Raw genomic sequence first — 26549 nt, forward strand, 5'->3', positions numbered from 1 at the left:
TTGCGGTGCCGGCCTGACAGCGGTCTTCAGCACATTTTTCAGCATTTCAGACCGCCAGGCGCAAGGCTTCTTCTTGCGTCAGACGCGCCGTTCAGCGGCTTTCGCCAGAGCGCGCCTGCTTGTAGTCGTAGCCCTTGCGAACGCCGCCGGATTCCTGAAGATCGAGGAGTTTTTTCTGTTTTCCGCTGTGGACGTAACGCCGCAGCGCAAGGTCAACGACCTCGCGCCTGGTCTTGACGTTGGCGAGCTTCATGGCTTCCCTGACGAGTTTTTCGTCGAGCACGATTCTTGTTCTCACCATGCACCTCCGGATGTGTACGAAAATCGTATACAAGTCCGCCGATAGTATAGCCGCCGTGACGGGGGCACCGGTCTAAAAGGGTACGCTTTCGCGTCAGTCACGGCCTTTCCCAGCAACCCAGCACGTATGGACAAATCCGGTCTGCAGCGAAGTCGGGCAGTACGCAGCACGGCTTTTCACCCGTCACGCCTTTGTCGCTTTCCCTCTGCGTCCTGAAAGGGTACTCCACGCTTCGCAAGGGTATCCGCGTCCTCAGCGGTGAGCGCTTTTGTTCTTCCCGTCAGGGCAAAAAAAACGCCCGCAAGCGGGCGCCCACCCTCCCAAAGAAGGTTTATTGTTTTTTCTTTTTGTTTGTCTCTTACGCGATCTGCCGCTGCGACTGCGAGGCGAACTGCGGTTCCTTGTGAAACTGGCCGTCTTTCATGATCATCAGCAGTTTGTTTGCGTCCTGAAGCAACTTCACATTGGCGACCGGGTTGCCATCCACCAGGATCATGTCGGCAAGGAAACCCGGCCGGACTTGGCCCATTTCGTTGCCCGCTTTCATGATTTCGCCGCCCAGCTTGGTGGCCGACAGGATGGCATCCATCGGCGAGAAGCCCAGTAGATTAACGAAGTGCTCGATGTCGCGGGCATTGGTGCCGATCGGATTCCATGCGAAACCGTAGTCGCCGCCGGGCAGAACGCGCACGCCGCGCTTCTTGAGTTCCTTCATGTTCTTGATGCCGGTATCGAGCTCGATGCGCATGCCCATGCTCTCCGCGACTTGCGTGGTGATACCCCACTTCGCGGCCTCGTTCAGCGTGGTGTAGTTGATGCCCAGCGTCGGCGCGACGAAGCACCAGTCTTTGGCTTTCTCCAGGGCGGCGGTCGCTTCGTCGTCCACCAGCGTCGCGTGATAGATCACCGCGACACCGTGCTTCAGGCACAGCTTCACCGATTCGGCGCTGCGCGCGTGAGCAGCGATGCGCTTGCCGTGCGCATGGCCGACGTCGCAAACCGCCGCGATCTCGGCTTCGTTCATCACGGTATGGTGAGCGCGCGCATGGGGAATGAATTCGTCGCCGGACGGGTTGATTTTCAGGGTGTCCACGCCTTCGCGCACCATCAAACGCGCCATCTTGCGGAATTCCTCGGCGCCGTCGCAAATGACCGCGAAGGTTTCACGGTGCATGTGCAGTAGCCGCACATCGCCCAGTCCCGCCGTCACCGTCATCTCCGGGCTCGCCGCCAGGGTGCGCGGGCCGGGAAAGTCGCCGGCATTGATCGCGTTGCGCAGTACCACGTCGAGCCGCGGCTTGGCGGACGCCGCGCTGTTACAGGCGGTAAATCCCTGGTCGAGCATTTTCTTTGCGTTCTTCACCGTGCGCAGCATGTGCTCCTCGGGCGGAACGAAACCGAGTCCCTCAAGATCGGGCGTATCCAGAAAAGTGATGTGGGAATGCGATTCGATCAGACCCGGCATCAGCGTCGCCCCGCCGCCATCCACCGCCCGCGCACCCTCGGCCGGAATCGTCGAGCCTTGTGGCGCGACGGCCTTGATGCGGTTGCCCTCTACCAGCACCTGGCCCGCGTACGGCGGCGCGCCAGTGCAGTCCAGCACATTGACGTTCTTGAACAGAATCTTAGCCATTTCTCTTCTCCTCGCCGTAGTACAGGTTGTTTCCGCTGCCGGTGTCGAAAAAATGCAGCTTTTCCTGTTTGAATGAAAACCTCACGGTCGTATCGATGCCCAGTTCCAGCCGCGCCGGAACGGTGGCCTTGAGCAGGCATTCGTCCATCCGCAGGGTCACCACTTTCTCCACTCCCTGATTCTCCACCCCATGTACCCGCGCTTCAACTGTTTCGTTCGGACCGACGATGATGTCTTCCGAACGCACGCCCAGCGTCGCCGGCCCGGACAGCGTCGCCGCCCGGCCGCCAGCCCCCTGGTCCACCGGCACTTCCAGCTTGCCGGGCACCACCACCGCGCGGCCGTCTGTCACGTTGGCCTGCATCAGATTCATCGCCGGGGAGCCGACGAAAGTGGCGACGAAAGTGTCGTGCGGCTGATTGTAGATCTGCTGCGGGGTGCCGGCCTGGATGATGCGGCCCTGGTTGAGCACGCCCACCTTGTCGCCCATGGACATCGCTTCCACCTGGTCGTGGGTTACATAGAGGAAGGTGGCGCCGAGCTTCATCTGCAAGTCCTTCAGTTCGGCGCGCAGGAGCTCGCGCAACTTGGCATCCAGGTTGGACAACGGTTCGTCCATCAGGAACACCTTCGGTTCGCGCACGATCGCGCGGCCGATCGACACCCGCTGCATTTCGCCGCCCGACAGGCGGTCGGTCTTGCGTTCGAGCAGATGCTCGATGCGCAGCGTCTTGGACGCCTTGGCCACGCGCTGGTCGATGTCAGGCTGCGACAGGCGCCGCACTTTCGATTTCAGAGGGAACTCCAGGTTCTGGCGCACGGTGTAGTGCGGATACAGCGAGTAGTACTGGAACACGAGCGCCACGTCGCGCTCGGCCGCGCTCCAGCTCATCACGTCGTGACCGTCGATCGCGATGCTGCCGCCGTTGGGATTGTCCAGCCCTGCAATGAGCCGCAGCGTCGTCGTCTTGCCCGCGCCGGTCGGCCCGAGCAGCACGAAGAACTCGCCGCTGGCGATGTCCAGGTCGAGGCCGCTCAGCGCCGTGTGGCTGCCGAATTTCTTGCTGATGTTGTCGAGTCTGACGTGGGCCATGTCTGCTATAGGCGGATATGCAGCGATTCCCCGGTGCGGGTACTGAAGAAATGGGTCTGGGTTTCATCCAGTTTCGCCCAGACGACGTCGCCGGCCCTCGCCACGTAACCGGATGGCGTCCGCGCGCGCAGCATCTGCCTGCCGACCTTGAGGTCGACGATGTCGAAGGGACCGAGCGGCTCGATGATGTGCGCTTCCACCGGGATGTAGCCGGCGGTCTGGCTGCGCGCCACCAGCACGCCTTCCGGACGCACGCCGATGGCGAGTTCGTCCTCCGCATGCTTCTTTTCCACGACCAGGCGATGGAGCTTCTGCGGAAAGTCCAGGATGGCGTCGTTGTCGCCCAGTATCACCCTGGTGCTGCCGTCTCCCGGCCGCGCCGCGCCGTTGACGACGTTCATGATCGGACTGCCGATGAACTGGGCGACGAACAGGTTCTCCGGGTGCTGGTACACCTCGGTTGGCGTGCCCACCTACTGCAGCACGCCGTCGTTCATGATCGCGATCCGGTCGGCCATGGACATGGCTTCCACCTGGTCGTGCGTCACATAGACGGTGGTCGCCCCGTTCTCGATGTGCAGACGCTTGAGCTCGCTGCGCATTTCCTCGCGCAGCTTGGCATCGAGTGCGCCGATCGGTTCATCCATCAGCAGCGCCTTGGGCCGCCGCACCAGCGCGCGGCCGATGGCCACCCGCTGCAGGTCGCCGCCCGACAGCGCGCCGGGCCGCTTGCCGAGCAGGTGCTCGATCCTGAGCGCCTTGGCCACTTCGCGCACGCGGCTGTCCAGCGTTTCTTTCGATTCGCTCATCGCCCGCAGCGGAAAAGCGATGTTTTCATAGGCGCTCAGATGGGGATAGAGCGCATACAACTGGAACACGAATGCAATGTCCCGGTCGGCCGCGTGCAGCGCCTGCACCGGCTTGCCGTCGATCAGGATGTCGCCTGTATCGATCTCCTCCAGGCCCGCGACGGCACGCAAGGTGGTGGTCTTGCCGCAACCGGACGGACCCAGCAGGACCACGAATTCGCGGTCCCTGATCTCCAGGTTGAGCTTCCTGATGATGTAGTTGTCGCCGAAATATTTCTCGACGTCTCTCAATACGATATCGGCCATCTGGAAACGGTGATTGGTGATGGTTAACGGGTGCGCTGGTGCGCGTGGTCCTTCACGCGCATCCACTTGCCGCCGGCGGCATTGCTCTCCAGAGCGGTCTCGATGAAGGCCATGGTTCGCGCGCCGTCGATGGCCGTCGGAAAATCCTGCTCCACGCGGGCACCCTGGCGGCGGGCGATGATCGCGTCGGCGAAGTTCCGGTACAGATTGCCGAACGCTTCGTAGTAGCCTTCCGGGTGGCCGGGCGGAAGTCGGCTGGCGCGCTTCGCGGCGTCGCACAGATACGGCTCACCGCGCCGCAGCGTCCGCACGGGTTGGCCCGGCTGCCGGTGAATCAGCGATTCGGGTTCCAGTTGTTTCCATTCGAGCGCGCCGCGCGTCCCGTAGATGCGGAAATTCGGCCCGCCCTCCTCGCCCGCCATGACCTGGGAGGCCGACAGCATGCCCCGCGCGCCGCCGCGGAAGCGCAGCAGAATGCTGATGTCGTCGTCGACCTTGCGGTCGTGCAGGTGCCCAAAGTCCGCGCACAATTCCTCGACCTCCAGCCCGGTCACCGTGTGCATCATGTGCTGGGCATGCGATCCGATGTCGGCCAGGCAACCCGCCGCGCCGGACTTCGACGGATCCGTGCGCCACGCGGCGCCTTTGTGGCCTTGTTTCTCGATCGGCTGCAGCAACCAACCCTGCGGGTAGTCGACGACCACCTTGACCAGGTCGCCCAGTTCGCCGCCGGCGATCATGTGGCGCGCCTGCTTCACCATCGGATAGCCGGTGTAGTTGTGGGTCAGCAGGAACACGATGCCGCTCTTCTCCACCACGCGGCATAAATGCCTGGCCTCTTCCAGCGAGAGGCCGATCGGCTTGTCGCAGGCCACGTGAAATCCGCTTTCGGCAAATGCCGCCGACACCGGCACGTGCAAATGATTAGGCGTCGCCACCGTGACGAATTCGATGCGTTCCGCCGCCGGGAGCTTCTCCTCGGCGTCCAGCATTTCCTGCCAGGTTCCGTAGCCTCGCGCCAGACCCCAGGCTTTCGCGGCAGCCCGCGAGCGTTCGGGAGTCGAAGACAACGCGCCCGCCACCAGTTCCACGCGGCTGTCCAGCGCGGCGGCATGACGGTGCAATTCGCCCGCCATCGCGTCCAGCCCTCCACCGACCATGCCCATCCTCAACCGCATCACGGGTCTTCCTTCGGCAAAGGCTTGATCTTCGAAAACACCGAAAACCCGATCAGCCCGGCCAGCGTAATGGTGACGCCGTAGCGATGCAGCACCTCGATCCACGGCTGGCACAGCGCGACGATCCCGAAAATCATCAGGAAGATCGATGTGGGTTCCAATACCCGGCTGCTCAGCTCGCGGAAGTTCATTGCGCGCTCCCGTAAGACGCGCGCGCGGTGACTGGTGACTGGTGACAAGTGACTGGCAAGAACACCCGCCGACGTCGCTGGATGTTCGCCTCTCGCCTCACGCCTTTCGCCTCACCCGTCATTTTCTGATCGCCCCGAACGTCACGCCTCTCAGCAGATGCTTCCTCAACAGGAACGTGAACACCGCCACCGGTACCAGGAACAGGAAGGTGCCGGCTGCAATGACAGTCCAGTCCGTCAACCCCGAGCCAAGTTGGGACGGGATATAAGGCGGGGCGGTCTGTGCCCTGCGATTGGTCATCATCAAGGCGAAAGCGTACTCATTCCAGGCCGTGATAAAACAGAACACCGCGGTCGCCGCGATGCCTGTCGCCGCCTGCGGCAGCACGATCCTGAAGAAGGCCTGCATGCGCGTGTAGCCGTCGACCAGCGCAGCCTCTTCGTATTCGATTGGAATTTCGTCGATGAATCCTTTCATCAGCCAGACCGAGAACGACAGATTGAATGCGGTATACAGGATGATCAGACCAATATGCGTATCGACCAGGCCGACGGTGCGATACATCAGAAACATCGGGATCGCCACGACCACCGGCGGCAGCATGCGCGTCGACAGGATGAAGAACAACCAGTCCTGCTCCCCCGGCATCCTGAAACGCGAGAAGCCGTAAGCCGTCAAGGTGCCCATCGCCACCGCGAGAAACGTGCTGATCACCGCGATGATGACGCTGTTCAGAAAGCGGCTCAGGTAGCCGGAACTTTCGAAATTGCCATCGGCGTCCTTGATGATGCGCTCGCCACCGTCGTATACCCGCTTCTCGTACCAGGGCGCCTTCTCGTACACCTCCGGCTCGACTTCGCCGCGCATCTGTACGCGCGAGGTGAACAGCTTCACGAACGGTGTGATTTCAGGCCGGAAGAAGACCGTGGGCGGCACGGTGGTGGCGGCGCTTCGCGGCTTGAATGCGGTGGAACTGATCCAGTACAACGGAATTAGGTAGAGGAACAGGACCACGAACACGAGTGCGATGAGCAGGCGGTTGGTGAGCTTGTGTCGCTTCGACTGGACGGCGGCCATGCTAGCGGTCCTTCACCTGGTTGAGGTACTTCACGTAAATATTGGTTATCGCCAGCACCATGATCAGCACGATGTAGGCAAGCGCGCAGGAGCGGCCAGTCTGCCACTCCTGAAAAGCGAGCTTGTAGAGCCGGATGGCGATCAGCTCGGTGGAATCCAGACTGGTCATGATGAAAGCCAGGTCGAATGTCTTGAACGCTTCCATCGTCCGGAAGATGATTGCGACCAGCAGCAGCGGACTCACCAGCGGCAGCGTGATGCGCGTGAACGTATACCACTTGGTGGCGCGATCGATCGCGGCCGCTTCATACAGATGCTGCGGAATCGCGGACAAGCCGGCGAGGCATAACAGCATCACGAACGGCGACCACATCCAAATGTCCGTCAGCGCCACGGCGTAGAGCGCCCAACCGGGATCGGAGAGCCAGGCAAAATCCTCGAGACCGAGGATGTAGTTGATAATTCCCCAAGAGGGGCTGTAGAGCAGTTGCCAGAACAGGCCTATCACGGCCATCGACATCATCATCGGTAACAGCAGCAGTGTGGTGAGCAGCCCTTTGCCGGGAATCCTGCGATTCAGCAGCAGCGCCACGCCGAACCCGACCAGCACCTGGCCGCCTACCGATACCAGCACATATTTTGCGGTGACAGAAAAGTTGTTCCAGATGTGCTCGTCGCCGAGCAGTTCCCGGTAATTGTCGAGTCCGATGAAATTCGCGGGCTGGTTGCTTGAGGCGCGAAAATCGGTGAACGAATAACCGAGCGAATAGATCAGCGGAAAGATGTTGAAGACGATCAAAAACACGATCGTCGGGATGATGAACAGATTGCGTATGGCGACGTCGCTCAAACCCCGTCTTGCCGCCGCAGACTTAGGATCGAGACTCGCAATCATTTACGCCCTTCCCCTCATCGCGAAGATTCGTCCCCGCAGAACGACCTTCAGTTTTTTTGTGCCCGTGGCTCCCGCGCGCAAACAAGGCCGGCGGAGGGCAGTGCCTCCGCCGGACGGACTCCTTACTTGTAGCGCTTGTACTTCTTGAATGTCGTTTCCCAGTCGTTGGCAAGGCCGTTCAGAGCTTCTTCCGCTGTGCCCTTGTTGCCGACAATGAACGGATGCAGACGCTTGTTCATCTGGTCAAGCAGTTCCGCATATTCTTCCGTGGCCCAGAAATCCTTCACCATGAACATGGTTTCGTAGAACGCCTTGTTGTAGGGCGTCGCCTTCTGGAAGGCTTCGGATTTCAACACGCTGGCATTGCAGGTGTAGCCGCCCAGCTCGGCCCACTTCTTTTGCACGTCGTCCTTGATGAACCACTCCAGGAACTTCGTCGCCTCGGCCTGCTTCTTCGAGTATTTGATGATCGAGATGCCCTGGCCGCCGAGTGCTGCGAAGCGCTTGCCCGTGGGACCTTCCGGATTAGCGAAATAACCGGTGACTTTGGCGTTCTTGTTGGTCGCCGGATTCGTCAGTGCCGGGAAGAAAGCGAAGAAGTTCATGCTCATCGCCGCCAGGCCTTCGGTGATCGCCTGGTTGTCTTCCATGAAGAACACCTTGCCCCAGCCCGGAGGCGTGAATCCGTAAAGTTCCTTGTAGAACTTCAGGGCTGCGATGGCTTCTTTGGAATTGACCATGCCGCGCACTTTGTACGTCGAGTAATCGCCCAGGTCGCCGCCGTAGCCGAACAGCACGTTCTCGTAGCCCATTGCAAGGGCATCGTATGTATTGTCGGTATAAATCGCGATGCCGTAGCGCTTCTCGCCCGGGCGATGGAAGAATTCGGCGATGTCGTGCAGATGCGCCCAGGTCTTCGGCACTCCCAGGTCATAGCCGTACTTCTTCTTGAAGGCGGCCATTTCCTTCGGATCTTCGAACCAGTCCTTGCGATAGGCCCAACCGGTCGCATCGCCTTCCAGAGGCACTGCCCAGTACTTCTTGCTCCTGGGCGGATACTCGGCGTAACCCGCAACCGTGGCGGGCGCCATGCTCTTGTCAAGCCCGTTCTTCACGACGAAGTTGGTCAGATCCACATAGTGGCCGCCGGACGAGCCTGCACCGAGCCACTGGGAATCGCCGACCACCAAATCGTAGGCATCGCCCTTCGCGTTGAACTCGGTGAAAGCCTTAGTCTGAAAATCGGGCCATGGCACCGTTTCGATCACGACCTTGGTGCCGGTTTGCTTTTCGTAATCCTTGACCAGTTCCTGCAGGTAGTTCGCCGGGTCCCATTGGGCCCAGAGGATGGTCAGTTTTTCCGCTGCCAGCGCCGAACTGCAGGCCAGAGCGAAAACAGCGCCGGCCAGCAGGCCGGACCATTTTTTCTTGCTCATCGTTTGCTCCTCCGTATTGGTCTTTTGCTATTGCGGCCATCCGTCCCGGATCGCAAACAGCCGGCCGCTCCTCGACACCGAACCCTGCCACGGTCTTGTCGCCGTGTTCCAACAAACTGCCGTTTCTACTTTAACTTTATCCGGGCCTTCCTTTTCAACAACGCGCCTGAAGTATGCACGCCATTCTTCCTTTTTCCCGCGGCCGCCGGAACTCGCGCCACGGTCTTGCCCTCTTCGGCAACCGCCGCCTGGATCAACGCGTGGCACGTCCACAACGCCACCTCCTCGGCACGCTTGCGGTCCAGACCCCAGATGTCCTTCAGCACAACGAAGGCTTCGGTTCCGAACACCAGCGAGAGCGCTTGCGTGAGCCGTTCGAAACCGGGCCGGCCCAACTGGCCCTTCAACGGCTGTACCGCGGAATTCAGCAGACCGATGCGATGCCCGCGCACCATCGGCGCTTCATCGCCGAACAAGCCGGCATGCCGGCGCGCCCACTGATCCAGCGCAAGCCGCAACGCCGCCTTCAGCGTGGCTTCGTAACTCTCCATGCGCGGATAGGCAAAGGTCACCAGTTCGGTGATCCGGACCTCCGCATCCCCGGAGTCAGATGTCCACGCCAGGATCGGCCCCAGCGCCTCGTCCACTGCAGCCTGAATCAGGGCCGACTGGGACGGGAAGTAACGATAAGCCGTCGCCCGCGAAACCTGCGCCGCTCCCGCCACGTCGCTGACCGATGGAATCAGACCATCCTGCATCAGGCGCATGGCCGCATCCAGCATGATCTTGCGCATCCGCGCACGCGGCCCCCTGTCGGCCCGCGCCTTGCCATCCGAATGAATCTTGGGACGCCGTTCTTGACCTGAGACTAGCATCTCACTACGATACCAGCGTCTTACAACAAAAACAGTCGACTCGCCGTTTTTTTTTCGCGCTGCGACGCACAAGCGAAAGCGAGTCCGGTCACCTAGCGGGAGGAAGTTCAATGAATGCCGCAGTGGGCATATCGGCGGCCGCGCGACTTTCTCCGCCCCCGTTCATCCATCACGCAACGCCATGAAGCGCGTGTATGTCGTCGGCACGGCCGATACCAAAGGCGAGGAATTGCGGTACGTCAAGTCGCTGGTCGAGGCGGCGGGCGCGCCTGCGATCGTCGTGAACGTCGGCATCAAAACGCCCCAGATTGCGGTCGACGTTGCCGCAGCCGATGTCGCCGCGTGTCACCCGCGAGGCGCGCGATTCGTGCTTGGCGGCGACGATCGCGGCATGGCGGTCGAAGCCATGGGCGAGGCCTTCGCGCAATACATCAGCCGGCGGGACGACATCGCCGGCGTGATCGGCCTGGGTGGCGGCGGCGGCACGTCGATCGTCACGGCCGGCATGCGCCGGCTGCCGGTGGGCGTTCCGAAGCTGATGGTTTCCACGCTCGCCGCCGGCGACGTCGGGCAATTTGTCGGCGCAACCGACATCACCATGATGTATTCGGTTACCGATGTCGCGGGGTTGAACCGGATCAGCCGGGTCGTGCTCGGCAATGCCGCGCACGCGATGGCCGGAATGGCGATGCACACGCTGCCGGATGCGAAGGTCAGGACTGCGATCGGTCTGACGATGTTCGGCGTCACCACGGCCTGCGTGACGCAGATCGTTTCGCAGCTCGACAAGGAATTCGACTGCTTCGTATTTCACGCAACAGGCACCGGCGGCCAGTCGATGGAAAAACTCGCCGACAGCGGCATGCTGGTCGGTGTCATCGATGTCACTACGACCGAGATCTGCGATCACCTTGTCGGCGGCGTACTGTCCGCCGGACCCGACCGGCTCGGAGCCATCGCCCGCAGCCGGATTCCCTATGTCGGTTCGGTCGGCGCGCTCGACATGGTGAACTTCTGGGCGATGGAAACCGTGCCGGAGCGTTTCCGCGGCCGCAAGCTCTACAAGCACAACCCGAACGTCACGCTCATGCGCACCACAGCCGAAGAATGTCGGGAGATCGGCCAATGGATCGCGGAAAAGCTGAATGTTTGTGCGGGCCCGGTCCGCTTTCTGATTCCCGAGAAAGGCGTGTCGGCACTGGATGCGCCCGGCCAGACATTTTACGATCGCGAGGCCGATGCCGCGCTATTCGACGCGCTTGAAAAGTCATTGCAGCAAACCGCATCGCGCCGCCTGACGCGTCTGCCCTTCCATATCAACGACCCGGCGTTTTCCACCGCATTGGTGCAGAACTTCCGGGAGATAACCGCATAGGAAAAAGGAATCGAACCGATGCCCGCAATCGAAAGAAGGAAAATCCTGGAGAAGTTTCTGGATATGGTGGCGCGCCGCGTGCCGATCGTCGGCGGCGGCGCCGGCACCGGGCTATCCGCCAAGTGCGAAGAAGCCGGCGGCATCGACCTGATCATCATCTACAACTCCGGGCGCTACCGCATGGCGGGGCGCGGCTCCGCAGCAGGCCTGCTCGCCTACGGCAACGCCAACGAGATCGTCAAGGAAATGGCCCGCGAGGTATTGCCGGTGGTCAAGAAGACGCCGGTGCTGGCCGGCGTGAACGGCACTGATCCCTTTGTGCTGATGCCGCAATTTCTCGCCGAGTTGAAGCACATGGGTTTCTCCGGCGTGCAGAACTTTCCGACCATCGGCCTGTTCGATGGCGTGATGCGCGCGAGCTTCGAAGAAACCGGCATGGGCTACGGACTCGAAGTGGACATGATCCGGCAGGCGCACGAACAGGATCTGCTGACCACTCCGTACGTATTCAACGCGGAAGAATCGAAGGCCATGACCGCGGCCGGCGCGGATATCGTGGTCGCGCACATGGGCGTGACTGTCGGCGGCAGCATCGGCGCCTCCAGCGCGAAGAACCTGGACACCTGCGTCGGGGAAATCGACGCGATCGCCGAAGCGGCCATGAAAGTCCGCAGGGACGTGATCGTGCTCTGCCATGGCGGACCGATCGCCTCGCCGGAGAATGCCGACTACGTCCTCAAGCGCTCGAAGCACTGCCACGGCTTCTACGGCGCCAGCAGCATGGAACGCCTGCCGACCGAAACCGCACTCACCGAACAGACCCGCAAGTTCAAGAACATCAAGTTCTAAGGATGAACCACGGAGGACACGGAGGATACGGAGGAAAAAATGAGGAAGAGCGAATCAGGGCTAAGAACAGTATGAGTATTCGCAGATCCGCGCCGCCCGCTTTTGCTATCACGGGTCATCAGCCACTGAAACGTTCCGGCCCGAGCATTTTCCTTGCTCTTGTCTTTCCTCCGTGTCCTCCGTGTCCTCCGTGGTTCAAGAACTAGATTTCAGTTCAAGAAGGAGGAGAGAAAATGATCAAGGTCTATCGCAGCGCAATCATCAACGCGACCGCAGACAAGGTCTGGAAGCTGGTCCGCGACTTCAACGGACTGCCCAAGTGGCATCCGGCCATCGCCACCAGCGAGATCGAAGGCGGCCTGCCGGCCGATCGCGTTGGCTGCGTGCGCCGCTTCACCAGAAAGAGCGACGGCGGCCTGTTGCGCGAACAGTTGCTCTCGCTGGCGGATGACACACGAACGTTCACCTACAACATTCTGGTTTCACCGATGCCGGTGGCGAACTACATGGCGGCGATGCGCTTCACGCCGATTACCATGGAAAACCGAACCTTCGCCGAGTGGTGGGCGGTGTTCGACGTGACTTCGGGACCACCGCAGGTGACCGCCGACGACATCGGTGACAACGTCTTCGTGGCCGGTTTCGCGGCGATCGACAAACTGCTGGCCCGCTGAGGAGAACATCATGACCAAGATATTCGTCAGTGCGGTGATCGACGCCCGGGTGGAAAAAGTCTGGGCCAAGGTGCGCGACTTCAACAACCTGCCCGAATGGCATCCGAAGTTTTCGCGCAGCCACATCGAAGGCGGGTTGCCGAGCGATCGCATCGGCTGCGTGCGCAACTTCGACATCGCTGGTGGCGGCGGCACCATCCGCGAGCGGCTGCTCGAGCTGTCTGACGTCGAACACAGCTTCCGCTACTGCATCCTCACATCACCACTGCCGGTCGAGGGCTATGTCGCGCAGCTCACGCTCTACCCGGTCACTGTCGGCGACAAAACCGTTGGAATCTGGACTGCGGAATTCAAAGTCACCAACGATGACGAGGCCGAGGTGGTGAATGCCGTTGGCAATGACACGTTCGGCAAGGCCTTCGAGATCCTCAATGACATCTTCAGGAGTCCGTCATGAACCATCGCAAACCGATCATCCTCGCCTCACTGGTTTTCGCCGCGGGTCTCCCTGTCATGGCGGCCCATGCCGACAGCGGAATTTATATCGGCGGCGGGATTGGTAAATCGAACATCGAGGACAGTGCCGGGAATCCTGGCGGAGTGTCGTTCGACGAGTCGGCCAAAGCCGGCAAGGCCTTTGTCGGCTATCACCTCGACTTCATTCCACTTCTGAAATTCGCAGATGAAGTGGGTTATCGTGACCTCGGGAAACCGGACGGCTCGACAACTGGCGTGCCAGTGGAATACAAGGCTCGCGGCCTCGACTACGGCGTCCTGGCGGGGATGGGAATCGGCCCCGTCGACCTGTTCGGTCGAGTGGGCGGGATGAATTACAAGCTGCAGAAGAACATCGGCGGCATCCGCAACGATTACGACGGCACTGCGCCGGTATACGGCGTCGGCATCTGGTTTACGGTGGCCGGCGTGGGTGTGCGCGCCGAGTACGAAAAGATCGACATCGACCAGTTGGATAACGCGCACATGATGACGATCAGTGCGTTCTACCAGTTCTGATCCACAGTTACAAAAAACGGTTCGGCCGCAGGAACATTCCCAGCAGCAAAGCACCCTCGGGTGCCGTTGCGACGTGGGTGCTTCCTGCCGGCCGCCATACATACTCCCCGGCTTTGACTTCACCCTCGTCATCGACCAAACGTCCTTCCAGTACATAGGTCTGCTCGACGTCCGCATGCTCGTGAAGCGGCAGCACCGCACCGGGCGCCATGCGCGTGATGCTGGTCATCAACCCGGTGTCCTTGTCTTCCAGCAGGACTTTGATTTCCACACCGGCGAAAGGCGTCGGCCGCCACGGCAGCGCATCCATCCTGACGTAGCGCGACGAACGCGGTTTCAATTCGCTTTCGGCTTTCCAGTCGGGTGTGCGTGCGGTCATGATCGTCCTCCGGTTTTTTTCGCCAGTGTCCTATTCCGCTGATTCGTGGGGCAACTCACAAACCATGGAAGTCAATTCTTTATGTCCACATGACAGCAATCCAACTTCGATCGGAAAACCCGCGAAATCGGTGTCAGGCAAGGCGCGAGTCCTCGACAGTGGCGGGCCCCACGGCGAGGACTCGTAACACAGCATGGCGCCGATTCTCGTCGGGTTTTCAGCCACGAATCAGCGGAACAGGACACTAAACCTGGGTCAGCAACGGCTTGCCTGCAAAGTAGGCTGCGAGATTGTCGACAACAAGCTGACCCATGGCGGCGCGCGTCCAATGCGTGCCGCTCGAAACATGCGGCTGCAGCACGACATTGTCGAGCTTGAGCAGCGCATCGGGAACTTTGGGCTCGGCGACGAATACATCGAGGCCGGCCCCGGCAAGACGGCCATTGACCAGCGCGTCGACCATTGCGGGCTCATCGACGGTCGATCCGCGCGAAACGTTGACCAGATAGCCATCCTTGCCGAGCGCGTCGATCACTTCACGGCTGACGATGTGCTCCGTTTCCTTGCCGCCCGGGCAGGCGACGATCAGAATTCTGACGTCGCGCGCCAGGTCGACCGGCTTGGCGTAATAGTCATACGCAACGCCGGGCTGGCGGTTGCGGCTGTGATAGGCGACCTTCATGCCGAATGCTTCCGCGCGTTTCGCGATGGCCTTGCCGATGCGCCCGAGTCCGATGATGCCCAAGCGACTACCCGAGACTTTTTCCGCCAGCGGCGCACCGCCTTTGAGCCAGTTTCCGGCGCGGACGAATTTGTCGTTGAACACCGTGCGCCGCATCGTGGCGAGCAGCAATACCAGCGCATTGTCGGCGACGCATTCCGTGAGCACCTCCGGTGTATTGGTCACCGCGATGCCGAGTTTTCGTGCAGCCGGCACGTCGATGCCGTCGACGCCGACGCCGAAGCAGGAAATGATCTTCAGTTTTGGGAACCTTTTCATCAGCGCCACGGGCATGCCCTCGTGACCGGCGGTCGCCACCGCGGTCACGCGGTCCGCAAGGCCAGTCACGAACGCTTCCCGGTCGGCGGCCTGGTAATAGCGGTGCACCGTGTACGCCGCGTCGAGTTGCGTCATGGTGGCGGGGAACAGCGGGCAGATCAGCAGCAGATCGGGTTTCATGGTTTTGCTGTCCCTGTCGTCGGTGATTTCACCGGCCGGAGTTTACCCATTTCCTCAGGTCCCAGGGTTCGTACAGCGTCCAGATGTAGTCCGTTGTCGAGTCCTCGCGCAGGGGGTGGATGTTCTGGGTCTCCGCCTCGTCGATGAACTGCTCGAAAACCTCGACGCTGGGGAATTCGACCACGATCATCTGCCGGCGCGTGCGATCCCCGTGCAACTCGCGCAGCGGCCCTTCGCCGGCACTGACCACCTTCCCACCCAGCCGGTAAATGATCTTTCCCGCCTTGACGCTGTAGTCCCGGTAGTCGTCCTCCTTGCCGGGAATCAGATTGAAAACGTTCAACGCATAGATCATCGCAAACTCCGCAAGGAAATATGGAGCGACGCGACGGTATGAGCGACGCGACGGTAGGGAGCGGCGCCCCGGTAGGAAGAAGCGCTCCGGTAGAATGGCACGCCACAAGCTATTCTTTCATAGGAGGACAGTATGGCAAAGAACATCCAGGTGGTGCTCGCGAGCCGCCCCACCGGCCCGGTCGAGGAATCGAATTTCAAAATCGTCGAGACGGATGTACCGAAACCCGGACCCGGCGAAGTCCTGGTGAAAAACCTGTGGCTGTCGCTCGACCCGTACATGCGCGGGCGCATGAACGCGGTGAAGTCCTACAGCAAATACGTCGAGATCGGCGAAGTCATGGTCGGCGGCACGGTCGGCCAGGTCGTCGAGTCGAATAATCCCAAATTCAAGGTCGGCGACCATGTCGTGGGTGCCCTCGGCTGGCAGCTTTACGCCCTCTCCAACGGCGACGGGTTGACCGTGGTGGATCCCAAGCTCGTGCCTTTGTCGGCCTATCTGGGCGTCTGCGGCATGCCGGGTGCAACGGCGTGGATCGGCCTGCTGGAGTATTGCGCACCCAAGGCTGGTGAAACCGTTCTGGTATCCGCTGCAAGCGGCGCGGTCGGCGGCGTGGTTGGACAGCTTGCGAAACTGCAGGGCTGCCGCGCGGTGGGCATTGCCGGCGGCGCGAAGAAATGCGAATACGCCGTCAAGGAACTCGGCTTCGATGCCTGCGTCGACTACAAGGCGGGCAAGCTCATCGACGACCTGAAGGCAGCGTGTCCGAACGGCGTGGACAATTATTTCGAGAACGTCGGCGGCGAAGTCATGGACGCCGCGTTCCGGGTGCTGAATCCTTTTTCGCGCGTGGCGCTGTGCGGCATGATCTCCGACTACAACGCGACCGAGGCCTACGGCACGAAGATGATGCGTGCCCTGCTGGTGAACCGGGTCAGGCTGCAGGGCTTCATCGTCTTCGACCGGCAGGACTTGTACATCAGAGCCGTATCGCAATTGGCGAAATGGGTTTCGCAGGGCAAAATCCAATACCACGAAACCGTCGCCGATGGCCTGCAGAATGCGCCGAAGGCGTTCATGGGACTGCTCAAGGGACAGAACCTCGGCAAGCAACTCGTCAAGCTCGCCTGAGTTGTTCATACCTGAGTCCAGATCAACACCTCGACGCAAAGGCGCAAAGGACGCAAAGAAAAACGAGGCGTGGCAAAGAGAAATTGGGTGCGATTTCTGCTGGCACTTGATGCACCACTGGCTGATTCTGCTGCCCGCTCTAGTTTGTTCCGGTTCCCTTTGCGTCTTTTGCGCTCTTTGCGTCTTTGCGTTGAGGTTGAGTTTTTCTAACGGCCACCGAACAGCCAGAGCAACAGCGGAAACAGCAGCGCGGTTAGCTTATCATTGCACGACCCATTTCCTGTTCCGGAGCGCAACGATGAATCGCCTCATTCCGTGCAGCATGCTCGTTCTTGGCCTCTCGATTTCGCTGTCCCCGGCGCAAGCCGGCGACCTCGCGACCGTGGTGGATCAGCGCATCCGCGCCATCGAACCCAAGGTGATCGCCTGGCGGCGCGACATTCATGAGCATCCCGAGTTGTCGAACCGGGAAATCCGCACCGGCGAGCTGATCGCGGCGCATTTGCGCAAGCTCGGCATGGAAGTGCGGACCGGGGTCGCCCATACCGGAGTGGTCGGGCTGCTCAAGGGCGGCAAGCCGGGACGGGTCGTCGCGTTGCGCTCCGACATGGACGCGCTGCCCGTCGTCGAGGAAGTGGACGTGCCGTTCAAGTCCACAGTGAAAACTGAATACATCGGCCAGCAGGTCGGCGTGATGCATGCCTGCGGTCACGATGCCCACATGGCTATCCTCATGGGCGTGGCGGAGGTGCTGGCGAGCGTGCGCGACCAGCTCCCCGGCAGCGTCAAATTCATTTTCCAGCCGGCCGAGGAAGGCCCGCCTCCCGGGGAAGAAGGCGGCGCGCCGCTGGTGATCAAGGACGGCGCGCTGGAGAACCCGAAACCCGATGCGATCTTCGGCCTGCACGTGATCTCCGGGATTCCCGCAGGCATGATCACCTACCGCGCCGGCCCGCTGATGGCGAGCGCGGACTGGCTCTACATCTCCGTGAAAGGCAAGCAGACGCACGGTGCCTGGCCGTGGTCGGGCATCGACCCGGTCGTCACTTCGGCTCAGATCATCGGTGGATTGCAGAACATCGTCGCGAGACAAATCGACGTCTCCAAGGAACCGGCTGTCGTCACCGTCGCCACCATCCATGGCGGCACGCGCAAGAACATCATTCCCGACCAGGTCGAGATGACCGGCACCATCCGCACCTTCGACGAAGAGATGCGCCAGGACGTCCATGCGCGCATCAAACACATTGCGGAATCCATTGCCGATGCGAACAATGCGCAGGCCGAGGTCAGAATCGACAAGGCCGTCCCGGTGACCGTCAACGATCCGGCGCTGACGGAAAAGATGCTGCCGACCCTGAAGCGCATCGGCGGCGAGGGCGGATCGAGGATGAACCAGCGTGTGATGGTCGCCGAGGATTTCTCCTACTTCCAGCAACAGGTGCCGGGCATGTTCTACTTCGTCGGCATCACGCCCAAGGACCAGGACATGGCCAAGGCCGCGCCGAATCATTCGCCTCGTTTCACCATCGATGAATCGGGGCTGCTGCAGGGCGCACGGTCGCTCGCGGCGTTGGCGGTGGATTTCCTGACGCAGAAGCCCTAGCGCTGTCCGGCGCTGTATTTGCCCCCCGGTCGTCAACGTTGCGGGCGGGGCGACCGTTTAGCTCCTGTCGGTGATTGGCCGACCAATTTATGGAGGCATCGATCATGAAGCGAATCCTCGGCGCGTATCTGCTCGTCATCGGCGGACTTTTCATAATGTCCGCAGCGCAGGCGGAAGAGAAGGAAAGGCCCGGAGCATGTCGGACGGACGTGCAAAAGCTGTGCAAGGGCGTTCAGGCGGGAGGCGGGCGTATAGCAGCCTGCCTGAAACAACACGAGTCGGAACTGTCGCCGGGGTGCCGGGAGCGAATTGCCGAGGCCCGTGAGGAAGTCAAGGAATTCGCAGAAGCGTGCAAGACAGATGCCGAGACTCTCTGCAAGGGGGTGCAACCAGGACAGGGGCGCATCATGCGTTGCCTGGCCGAGCACAATGACAAACTTTCCGGCGGCTGTCGCGCGAAAATCTCTGAAGCGGAAAGCCATCATCCCTGCATGAAAGACATGGAACGCTTCTGCAAGGACGTTCAGCCGGGCGAAGGACGCATGGCGGAATGCATGAAGAAACACGAAGCCCAATTGTCGCCGGAGTGCAAGGCACACCACGCTCAGAAAAATGGTGGCGAGAAGAAGTAACGGCGGGCAGACGCCGCCTGGGCATCGTCAAGTTGAACTGGAGCTGATGCAAGGGCCGCATGGATACCTCAACGAGTTCGATCCACCGCGGCTATCGCCTCCCGCGCGACAGTCCGTTGGGTTAGGCTGAGCCTTCTCCGTTAGGCATTATATTGAAGGAGACAACTTGAATAGTGCCGCTTCAATTCAAGAACTGCTCGAGCCGCTGTTTCCAGGACTCATGGGCGTGCAGCTAAGCGAAGTGACCGCGAATCGCGTAATGGTTTGGCAAACAAAGATTACGTCGGAGGAAGGGAAGCTATGTGCAGTCGTGACCCAAACGCAGTTGGTTCTGGACGCCTGACGTGCGTATACGCCCCGATCTCGTAGCGCTCTTCCGGCTTAAGCCGCACATAGGGCGTGGTGGGTTGCTCCCGGTAGGTGGGTGGGTCGCACTTCTCACACTGCCAAACACCCGCCGTGTCCTACCCGCGATCAAGTGGTGCAGTTAGATGTTGAATCCACCTGCTGAATAACGGTGCCGCCTGATAGCAAGCATAGGGCGGATCACACCCGCTGCACGGTCAGATAAACCGGGACGACGTGCCCAACTATCACCGCGTGATTGCTGAGGGATGATGCTATTTCTTCACAGTGAATACGCATACAGGGAAAAAATGAAGGGCCCAACAAGAGTTGCAGAGCCCTTCATCCGTTCACGATCAGTCGTAAAGAACCGCGGCGATCTTGGGATCTTTGATGTTCGTCTTGTCGTACCAGTAGAAGCCGGTATCAATGATTTTGGGCAACTTCTCGCCTTTGAGCGCTTTGACCGCGGCCTCAACGGTTTTGTAACCAATACCCACCGGGTTTTGGGTAATGGCACCGGCCATGGAACCGTCGCTGATCGCAGCCTTCTGCTGCTTGCCAGAGTCGTAACCGATGATCACAATTTTGCGTTTCATTTCCTTGGCACCATTCAGCACCCCGATAGCGGAACCTTCATTGGCACCAAACATACCCTTGATATTGGGGTTCGCCTGCAAAATGGACTTGGTGATTTCAGTCGACTTCAACTGATCGCCACCGCCATATTGAACACTCACCACCTTGATGTTCGGGTAGGTCGATTTGATGCGGTTCAAAAAACCATCGCGACGGTCAATGCCGGTACGGCTGGTCTGGTCGTGCACGACTACTGCCACTTCACCGGCCTTGCCAATCAGCTCGGCCATTTTGTCGGCGGCCAAGCCCGCCGCTGCAAGGTTGTCTGTCGTAGCGGTGGTCACAGGAATGTCGCTGTCCACGCCGGAGTCAAAAGCCACGACCGGAATTTTGGCCGCCTGGGCTTTCTTCAGCAGCGGGATCGCAGCCTTGCTGTCCAGCGCGGCAAAACCCAGTGCCTTGGGCTTTTTGGCCAGCGCCGCCGAGAGCATGTCGATCTGTTTGTCGACCATGGCTTCGGTCTCAGGGCCTTCAAAGGTCACCTTCACTTTGTAATCCTTGGCGGCCTGTTCCGCGCCCGCCTTCACGGCTTGCCAGAACTGGTGCTGAAAGCCTTTGGATATCAGGGGAATGTAGGTCTCCTCGGCTGCAAAACCTGGTCCGGCGAGTCCGACGGACAGACCGAGGCCGATGGCCATGCTCAATATTTTTCTCTTCGAAATCATTTTATGTCTCCTCACGAAGTTACTTATTTGGCTATTAAAAGATCACGAAACGGACGCGTAGCCGGCAACGAATCTCCTTTTCAAGAAATGGACAAAAACTATTTGCGTTTGCGCAGAATGTCGGCGTAGACGGCCAAGATGATTATCACGCCGGTCACTACAGTTTGCCACTCCTGCGCGACTGACAGAATGCGCAGGCCATTGGTCAGTACACTCATGATGAAGGCGCCGATGATGGTCCCCAATATCGTTCCCGCGCCACCACTGAGCGAGGTGCCACCGATGACCACGGCGGCGATGGCTTCGAGCTCGTAGCCCTGCCCCAACGCCGGCTGCGCTGAATTGAGACGCGAGGCGATCAGCAGACCCGCAACGCCACAAATGGCACCACTGAACGAGTAAATGATAATTTTCCAGCGATCGACGTTCACGCCCGAGAGCCGCACGGCTTCTTCGTTGCTGCCCAGGGCAAAGGTGTAGCTGCCCAGCACCGTTTTATTCAGTATCAAACTGGACACAACCGCCACCACAAACAGAATCAGCACCGCGTTGGGAATGGGCAGGTCGGGCAGAAAATAGCCAATGAGCGAATCCTGCGAAATGCCGGGGAACTCGGGCGTGTCATTGAAATAGATCGGCTTGGTACCCGAGATCACCAGCGACAAACCCTTGAGCAGCAGCATCATGCCCAGCGTGGCGATGAATGGCGGGATTTTCAGCTTGGCAATCAGCGCGCCCGAGACAAATCCCGAAAACGCGCCAAAGAAAATGGCTGCCGCAACGCCCACATAAAACGGCAAACCCCAGTAGGTCAGGAACACGCCCGCCATGACCGCGCAAAATGTCATGAGCGTGCCTACCGACAAATCAATCCCACCAGTGATGATGACAAAAGTACAGGCAATAGCCAGGACACCATTGACCGCTGTGGATTGCAAGATGCCCACCATGTTGTCGGTTTGCATAAAACTGGGGGACGCCATGCTAAAGAAAAGCATCAACCCCATCAGGCTGGCAAACGCCAGCAGTTTTTGCCGGGTGCTGGGGCTGAAGACAGCGTCCTTAAGTCGCCGCAATGCAGTGGAACCAGACATGGGTGATGTTCCGTTCATGCGTTTTTCGAATTAGCGATTGACAGGGTACAGGCCATCAGTGCGCAGCGGCACTCACCATGGATTCGCGCTGGGTAGCCAGTTGCATGATCTGCTCCTGGGTGGCACCCAAGGCTGGCATTTCACCGGTAACGCGGCCTTCGCACATCACCAGAATGCGGTGGCTCAAGCGCAGTACCTCGGGCAGCTCGGACGAAATCATGACAATGGCGCGCCCTTGCTCGGCCAGCGCATTCAGCAACTTGTAAATCTCGCTTTTGGCTCCCACATCGATGCCGCGTGTGGGTTCATCAAAAAAAAGAATTTCGCAATCCCGTACCAGCCATTTGGCAATCACGATCTTTTGCTGGTTTCCACCCGACAGCAGGGACACCTTTTGCGACACCGATGGTGTCTTGATCCCCAGTCGTTTGACTAAGTTTGCAGCAGTGTCACGGATGGCCGGGCGCTTGAGGAAAAAACCCAGCGACAAAAACCGCCGCATGCTGGCCAGAACGATGTTGGACTCCACATCCATGCCCGTGGCCAGGCCAAAGTGCTTGCGGTCTTCCGAGAGGTAGCCAATACCCCGCTGCACAGCATCCGCCGGGCTATGGATGGATACCTTTTCGCCCCGAACCCGGATTTCACCAGAGTCCATTTTGTCCGCGCCAAATACGGCGCGCGCCACTTCCGTGCGCCCTGCCCCCATCAGCCCGGCGAAACTCAAAATCTCGCCTCTGCGCACCACAAAGTTCACATCCTTGATGGTCCGGCCGCGGTTCAGATTGCGCACCTCCAGCACCACCTCATGGTCCATGGCGGGCGCAACCGGGCCTTCGCTTTCAAACAGAGGTCGCCCCACCATCATGCTGATGATGGTGTCCATGCTGGTGCTCGCGGTGGGCACCGTGCCAATGTACTGGCCGTCCCGCATCACCGTCACGCGGTCCGAAATTTTTTTCAGCTCATCCATCTTGTGCGAGATGTAGACAATACCGACACCCTGGCTTTTTAGCTGGCGGATGATGCGAAACAGATCATCGATTTCGGCATTGTTCAAGGCTGCGGTGGGCTCATCCATGATGAGGACCCGAGATTCAAACGACAAGGCCTTGGCAATTTCCACCATCTGCTGCCTGGCCACAGTCAGGTCACCCACGGGGGTACGCGGGTCCAGATTCAGGTGCAGGCGTTCGAAAATTTTCCGGGTGTCCTGATCCATCTTCTGCGTGTCGATGAACACGCCCAATCGCCCCCGAGGCTCGCGTCCGATGAATATGTTCTGCGCCACGCTGCGGTGGTTCATCAGGTTGAGTTCCTGATGGATGATGCCGATGCCAAGGGCCTGCGCTGCATGCGGGCTTGGAATATCCACCAATTGCCCATCAATGCGAATCTCACCCTCGTCTTTCTGGTACACCCCCGCAAGCACTTTCATGAGGGTCGATTTACCCGCGCCGTTCTCCCCCATCAGGGCATGCACTTCACCGGCCACCAGGTCAAAGCGACAGCTATTCAGGGCACGCACGCCCGGAAAGGACTTGCTCAGGTGCTGGATCGAGACAAGGGGGATCACAGACTGGCCTCTGAAATGGTCAACTCGTTTACGAAACTCTCAGGGAACTCTCGGAACTCAGGACTGCAGTGTGCATAATGTTCGGTAAACACAGTATGGCACTGGAGAAGAAAATCACAATACCGGCGGACGGCTAGCAGGTCAGGGATTCTACCCAGTGAGCATAGCGATTGCTATGCCGTGAATGTCGCAAGTACCGTAACACAAGTAAGAGCGGGACTCGGGACTGAGGGAAAAGCGGGATTTAGAACACTGGACTCAGGACTCAGTAAGACGTGCTTTCACTCGTACTTCGGACCTCGAACATGATGTGAAAGAAAACACGACCGAGGTATCGACCAGGCCTTTCACGCAACTTTGCGTTGCATTTTGTTATCGTACTTGGGGTCGTAATCTATCTTGCCGAATTCAGAGACGATTGCCTGTTGCTTGAGCCACTGGACATACTCTTCCAGTGCGCGGCTGACGGCCTCACGTTTGGTCTTGTGACCGCCTAGCTTGCGCGCCGTCTCGATGAGCTTGTCATCCAGTTCCAGATTCGTAGCCATTTGCCAGCCTCCTTTCAGACTCACCCATCCATTCTACACAGCCGGCTGTGTACCGCGATGCCTTCAGCGAGGTGAGGTGCCTGCGGGATTCCGAAGATTCCCAAGGGATCCCTAAAGGGTTCCAGAGGATACCGACCTTCGGTCATAACCGGGCTGCGGCCATAAATGTGACTACGTGATTGTCGTAACAGCGGTTACTGGTAGTCAGGCGACCACCCGTTCGATGGCATCGATCTTCCGGCCCAGTTGTTTGCGTGCTTCTTCCAGGTCGTAATCGGAATGTCCATCGGCGCCAAGAATTCCTCGAGCAGGATTTCGCCGGGATGAATGTTCTTCAAGGACACATACGGCTGTCGCGCCCACGTCGGGAATCCATCTTGGCTTCTGGGTCGGGTTGGCTGTCGTGAAGGCCGTGACGGGGTAAAGGCAGGTACGAGGGCCGAGGTTCGAGGTTCGAGTAGATGCACAAAGATTCGGTGCCTTAAATCAATCCCGACTCGGACCTCGGCCCTCGTACTTCGGCCCTGAAGCTAGAGCGGCTCCACCTTCGCCAACCCAAACCCTTGGCCGAAATCGATCTTGCAGCGGCGCAGATGATCCAGCACCCGGCTGTTTTCCACGTGCTCGGCAATGGTTTGCGCGCCCAACTCATGGCACATGCGGTTGATCTCGGGCACCCTTGCCGGGTCGACGGCGGTGGCGCTGATCTTGACGAAATCGGGCTCGAGGGCTTTCAGCTCCGCCAGCGAGGCATCGCTGCCGTCGAAACCGGCCACCGTCAGGCTGCAGCCATGCGGCCGGAGTTCTTCCATGAGTTGCAGCAGCGATTCCCGGTTGGCCTGGGCGCTGTCGCATGAAATGTCGAAGCCGAGCACCCCGCAGGACAGGTAAGAATCATCGGCATACTGGAGCACGTACTCCCCGAATTCCTCATCGGCGAGCGTCTCGTCCGACAGGTTGACGATGTAACGCGGGACGTCCCAGTCCGGGTTGATCTTCAACCCGGCGCGGACAAAGCGGGCAAGGCGGTTGACCACCCAGCGGTCGAGGTAAGGCAGCATGCCGACCTCTTCGAGCACGGGAAAGAACGTGCCCGGGGGCAACAGCTTGGCATCCTCCTCCTGGAAGCGGACGAAGATCTCGTTGAACGCCCGGCCATCGGCTTCCGGAACGAACGAGACGATGGATTGGCAGTAGAGGACGAATTCGTCCTCCTGCAGCGCCGACAAGAGCCGGTCGGCAATGTCCTTCTGGGGATCGGATTCACTGTGCATTTGTCGGGTGTCGCGGTTGTCGGTTTCCAGCGTGTGGATGCGAAGCTTCTGAATTGGCAAGCCCCATGCCACCGATGCGCAGGCGGGCCGGGCGCCAGTCTTTAACGGCTACACAATATGCGAAGTAAATGAAAGTGCGAAAAAATTTTCCGCCGGCACAGAAAGGCCTGCGGCCGGGACTACGGGTCAGAGGCCGATCGAACGCCCTCGTGATGCCGGTAGTAAGTGCCGTGGAGTGTCAGAAGGAACGTGACGTGGTAAAACCAGGACTGAGTGCTGAGGACTGAGTAAAGGCGGGAATTGCAGGACTTGAGACGCAGACGTCCGGACCGGGCAAAAGCGTGAAGCAAGACCGATGTCCTTGGGCCCTTACTCAGTCCTCAGCACTTGTGGTCGAAGGCCGGTTATGGCGCAGCCGGTTATGGTCGAAGACCGGTATCCCCTGGAATCCTTCGGAATCCCGCGGGCGTTACTCGTCCCCTGCTATTCGTTCCTTCTCGGCATGAATGTTATGTCATCGCGGCGCTGATTCCCTTGAATCCTTCCTGCCTAACATGCCAGCCTGATTAGGCTGGCCGTGAATGTCGTGCCCCACAAGGGGATTCCGCAAGGGATTCCACAGGATTCCAGGGGATACCGGTCTTCGACCATAACCGGCTGCGCCATAACCGGTCGTCGACCATAACCGGGCGTTCGCCCATAAATATCGTGAGGATCGTGAATTTCGTGAAGACCTTGGCCGAGCGCGCGCTCGCGACGGAATTAACGCCCGCGCTTCGGCTCGAAAGCGGTAATGACCGCCTGGACGAGCTGGCGGGCGAAGCCGGCATCCAGCTTGGCATGCTGCACCAGCAGCCGGAACCAAACCGGTCCGAACAGCATGTCGGTCATGAGTTCCAGGTCGGCACCCTTGGTGATCTCGCCGCGTTCGACCCCGCGCTGCAGGATCTCCCGGGTGGCGGCGCGGCGCTTGGAGATGAAGGCCACGCGGAGGATCTTGTTGAAGTCGGCATCGAGTACCGCGTCCGCCATGAGGCCGCGCATGATCGCGCCGTAGTCCTTGGAGAGGCGCTTGAATCCGGCATTCATGAACACGTCCAGGTCCTCGCGCAGCGATCCGCGATCCGGGGTCGGCACCAGGTCGGCGGCATGGTTGGCGAAGGCCTCGAGGATGAGCTCGGCGCGCGACCCCCACCATCTATAGATGGTCTGCTTGCCGACGCCGGCATGGCGGGCGACGCCTTCGATGGTGACGGCGTTGTAGCCGTCCTTCTGCATGAGCTGCAGCACCGCATCGAGGATCGCGCCGTGGCATTCCGTACTGCGCGGCCTGCCGCGTAACGCTTTGGCGTCGTCGTCGAGGATTTCAGTCGTGGCGGATTTGGGCATAGTCCGGCTCTTCCTGGGTCGATTGTAAC

At 59.9% G+C, this 26549-nt stretch carries 28 protein-coding genes and 1 pseudogene; 9 read left to right on the forward strand and 20 right to left on the reverse strand.

The features are described from left to right. Positions 1-91: 91 nt before the first annotated feature. From HY067_01500 to HY067_01545, 10 genes and pseudogenes are all read right to left on the reverse strand, one after another. Positions 92-298, reverse strand: a complete 207-nt coding sequence (locus HY067_01500; GenBank protein ID MBI3526623.1) for a type II toxin-antitoxin system VapB family antitoxin — start codon at positions 296-298, stop codon at positions 92-94. Positions 299-659: 361 nt separating this feature from the next. Next, positions 660-1934, reverse strand: a complete 1275-nt coding sequence (locus HY067_01505) for an amidohydrolase family protein (protein ID MBI3526624.1) — start codon at positions 1932-1934, stop codon at positions 660-662. Next, positions 1927-3027 (reverse strand): ABC transporter ATP-binding protein, encoded by a 1101-nt coding sequence (locus tag HY067_01510; protein MBI3526625.1) that lies wholly within the window; start codon positions 3025-3027, stop codon positions 1927-1929. Before HY067_01510 ends, HY067_01505 begins: the two co-directional genes overlap by 8 nt. 5 nt (positions 3028-3032) lie before the next feature. After that, positions 3033-4142, reverse strand: a pseudogene (locus tag HY067_01515) (ABC transporter ATP-binding protein). A gap of 23 nt (positions 4143-4165) precedes the next feature. Next, the gene (locus tag HY067_01520; protein ID MBI3526626.1) at positions 4166-5320 is read right to left on the reverse strand and encodes a Gfo/Idh/MocA family oxidoreductase; all 1155 of its coding nucleotides are present in this window, start codon (positions 5318-5320) and stop codon (positions 4166-4168) included. Then, a complete protein-coding gene (locus HY067_01525; protein ID MBI3526627.1) occupies positions 5320-5511 on the reverse strand; it encodes a hypothetical protein in 192 nt (63 codons plus the stop codon). Before HY067_01525 ends, HY067_01520 begins: the two co-directional genes overlap by 1 nt. Before the next feature lie 118 nt (positions 5512-5629). After that, positions 5630-6589 (reverse strand): carbohydrate ABC transporter permease, encoded by a 960-nt coding sequence (locus HY067_01530; GenBank protein MBI3526628.1) that lies wholly within the window; start codon positions 6587-6589, stop codon positions 5630-5632. A 1-nt stretch (position 6590) separates the two neighbouring features. Then, on the reverse strand, positions 6591-7484 hold the full coding sequence (locus HY067_01535) for a sugar ABC transporter permease (protein ID MBI3526629.1): 894 nt from the start codon (positions 7482-7484) through the stop codon (positions 6591-6593). A 122-nt stretch (positions 7485-7606) separates the two neighbouring features. Further along, the gene (locus tag HY067_01540; GenBank protein ID MBI3526630.1) at positions 7607-8920 is read right to left on the reverse strand and encodes an extracellular solute-binding protein; all 1314 of its coding nucleotides are present in this window, start codon (positions 8918-8920) and stop codon (positions 7607-7609) included. A 125-nt stretch (positions 8921-9045) separates the two neighbouring features. Further along, on the reverse strand, positions 9046-9795 hold the full coding sequence (locus HY067_01545) for a TetR/AcrR family transcriptional regulator (protein ID MBI3526631.1): 750 nt from the start codon (positions 9793-9795) through the stop codon (positions 9046-9048). A gap of 181 nt (positions 9796-9976) precedes the next feature. Between HY067_01545 and HY067_01550 the strand changes: the two genes are divergently transcribed. The 5 genes from HY067_01550 (at position 9977) to HY067_01570 (ending at position 13707) form a co-directional block, all read left to right on the forward strand. Beyond that, positions 9977-11170 carry a Tm-1-like ATP-binding domain-containing protein gene (locus tag HY067_01550; GenBank protein ID MBI3526632.1) on the forward strand — a complete coding sequence of 398 codons (1194 nt, stop codon included), beginning with the start codon at positions 9977-9979 and terminating at the stop codon, positions 11168-11170. 18 nt (positions 11171-11188) lie between these two features. Further along, positions 11189-12019 (forward strand): phosphoenolpyruvate hydrolase family protein, encoded by an 831-nt coding sequence (locus tag HY067_01555; GenBank protein MBI3526633.1) that lies wholly within the window; start codon positions 11189-11191, stop codon positions 12017-12019. Positions 12020-12252: 233 nt separating this feature from the next. Beyond that, the gene (locus HY067_01560; GenBank protein ID MBI3526634.1) at positions 12253-12693 is read left to right on the forward strand and encodes an SRPBCC family protein; all 441 of its coding nucleotides are present in this window, start codon (positions 12253-12255) and stop codon (positions 12691-12693) included. A 10-nt stretch (positions 12694-12703) separates the two neighbouring features. Continuing rightward, complete coding sequence (locus tag HY067_01565) at positions 12704-13150, forward strand: SRPBCC family protein (protein ID MBI3526635.1); 447 nt, start codon at positions 12704-12706, stop codon at positions 13148-13150. Then, entirely contained in the window at positions 13147-13707 is a 561-nt protein-coding gene (locus tag HY067_01570) for an outer membrane beta-barrel protein (protein MBI3526636.1), read from the forward strand. The genes HY067_01565 and HY067_01570 overlap by 4 nt, the downstream gene beginning before the upstream one ends. A gap of 7 nt (positions 13708-13714) precedes the next feature. On the opposite strand, the gene HY067_01575 is transcribed toward HY067_01570, so the two are convergent. The 3 genes from HY067_01575 to HY067_01585 all read right to left on the reverse strand — a co-directional run bounded on the left by HY067_01575 (position 13715) and on the right by HY067_01585 (position 15621). Next, positions 13715-14086, reverse strand: a complete 372-nt coding sequence (locus tag HY067_01575) for a cupin domain-containing protein (GenBank protein MBI3526637.1) — start codon at positions 14084-14086, stop codon at positions 13715-13717. A gap of 244 nt (positions 14087-14330) precedes the next feature. Continuing rightward, positions 14331-15266, reverse strand: a complete 936-nt coding sequence (locus tag HY067_01580; protein MBI3526638.1) for a 2-hydroxyacid dehydrogenase — start codon at positions 15264-15266, stop codon at positions 14331-14333. 28 nt (positions 15267-15294) lie between these two features. After that, positions 15295-15621: a DUF1330 domain-containing protein gene (locus HY067_01585; protein MBI3526639.1), complete on the reverse strand. Its 327-nt coding sequence runs from the start codon at positions 15619-15621 to the stop codon at positions 15295-15297. 132 nt (positions 15622-15753) lie between these two features. Between HY067_01585 and HY067_01590 the strand changes: the two genes are divergently transcribed. The 4 genes from HY067_01590 (at position 15754) to HY067_01605 (ending at position 19333) form a co-directional block, all read left to right on the forward strand. Then, positions 15754-16752, forward strand: coding sequence for an NADP-dependent oxidoreductase (locus HY067_01590; protein MBI3526640.1), 999 nt, complete (start codon positions 15754-15756; stop codon positions 16750-16752). A gap of 298 nt (positions 16753-17050) precedes the next feature. Continuing rightward, entirely contained in the window at positions 17051-18358 is a 1308-nt protein-coding gene (locus tag HY067_01595) for an amidohydrolase (GenBank protein MBI3526641.1), read from the forward strand. Positions 18359-18447: 89 nt separating this feature from the next. Beyond that, the gene (locus HY067_01600; protein MBI3526642.1) at positions 18448-18990 is read left to right on the forward strand and encodes a hypothetical protein; all 543 of its coding nucleotides are present in this window, start codon (positions 18448-18450) and stop codon (positions 18988-18990) included. A 166-nt stretch (positions 18991-19156) separates the two neighbouring features. Then, positions 19157-19333: a hypothetical protein gene (locus tag HY067_01605; GenBank protein ID MBI3526643.1), complete on the forward strand. Its 177-nt coding sequence runs from the start codon at positions 19157-19159 to the stop codon at positions 19331-19333. A 358-nt stretch (positions 19334-19691) separates the two neighbouring features. Here HY067_01605 and HY067_01610 read toward each other — a convergent pair whose 3' ends face one another. The 7 genes from HY067_01610 to HY067_01640 all read right to left on the reverse strand — a co-directional run bounded on the left by HY067_01610 (position 19692) and on the right by HY067_01640 (position 26520). Then, entirely contained in the window at positions 19692-20636 is a 945-nt protein-coding gene (locus HY067_01610) for an ABC transporter substrate-binding protein (GenBank protein ID MBI3526644.1), read from the reverse strand. Positions 20637-20737: 101 nt separating this feature from the next. Further along, positions 20738-21733: an ABC transporter permease gene (locus HY067_01615; protein MBI3526645.1), complete on the reverse strand. Its 996-nt coding sequence runs from the start codon at positions 21731-21733 to the stop codon at positions 20738-20740. A gap of 55 nt (positions 21734-21788) precedes the next feature. Continuing rightward, positions 21789-23309 (reverse strand): sugar ABC transporter ATP-binding protein, encoded by a 1521-nt coding sequence (locus HY067_01620; GenBank protein MBI3526646.1) that lies wholly within the window; start codon positions 23307-23309, stop codon positions 21789-21791. Positions 23310-23656: 347 nt separating this feature from the next. Continuing rightward, a complete protein-coding gene (locus tag HY067_01625; GenBank protein MBI3526647.1) occupies positions 23657-23857 on the reverse strand; it encodes a type II toxin-antitoxin system VapB family antitoxin in 201 nt (66 codons plus the stop codon). Between the two features lie 204 nt (positions 23858-24061). Further along, positions 24062-24220, reverse strand: a complete 159-nt coding sequence (locus HY067_01630; GenBank protein MBI3526648.1) for a hypothetical protein — start codon at positions 24218-24220, stop codon at positions 24062-24064. A 167-nt stretch (positions 24221-24387) separates the two neighbouring features. Further along, positions 24388-25191, reverse strand: a complete 804-nt coding sequence (locus HY067_01635; GenBank protein MBI3526649.1) for an EAL domain-containing protein — start codon at positions 25189-25191, stop codon at positions 24388-24390. A 702-nt stretch (positions 25192-25893) separates the two neighbouring features. After that, positions 25894-26520, reverse strand: coding sequence for a TetR/AcrR family transcriptional regulator (locus tag HY067_01640; protein MBI3526650.1), 627 nt, complete (start codon positions 26518-26520; stop codon positions 25894-25896). Positions 26521-26549: the final 29 nt, after the last annotated feature.

This window comes from Betaproteobacteria bacterium (genome assembly GCA_016194905.1).
In the GTDB taxonomy this organism is placed as follows: Bacteria; Pseudomonadota; Gammaproteobacteria; order Burkholderiales; family JACQAP01; genus JACQAP01.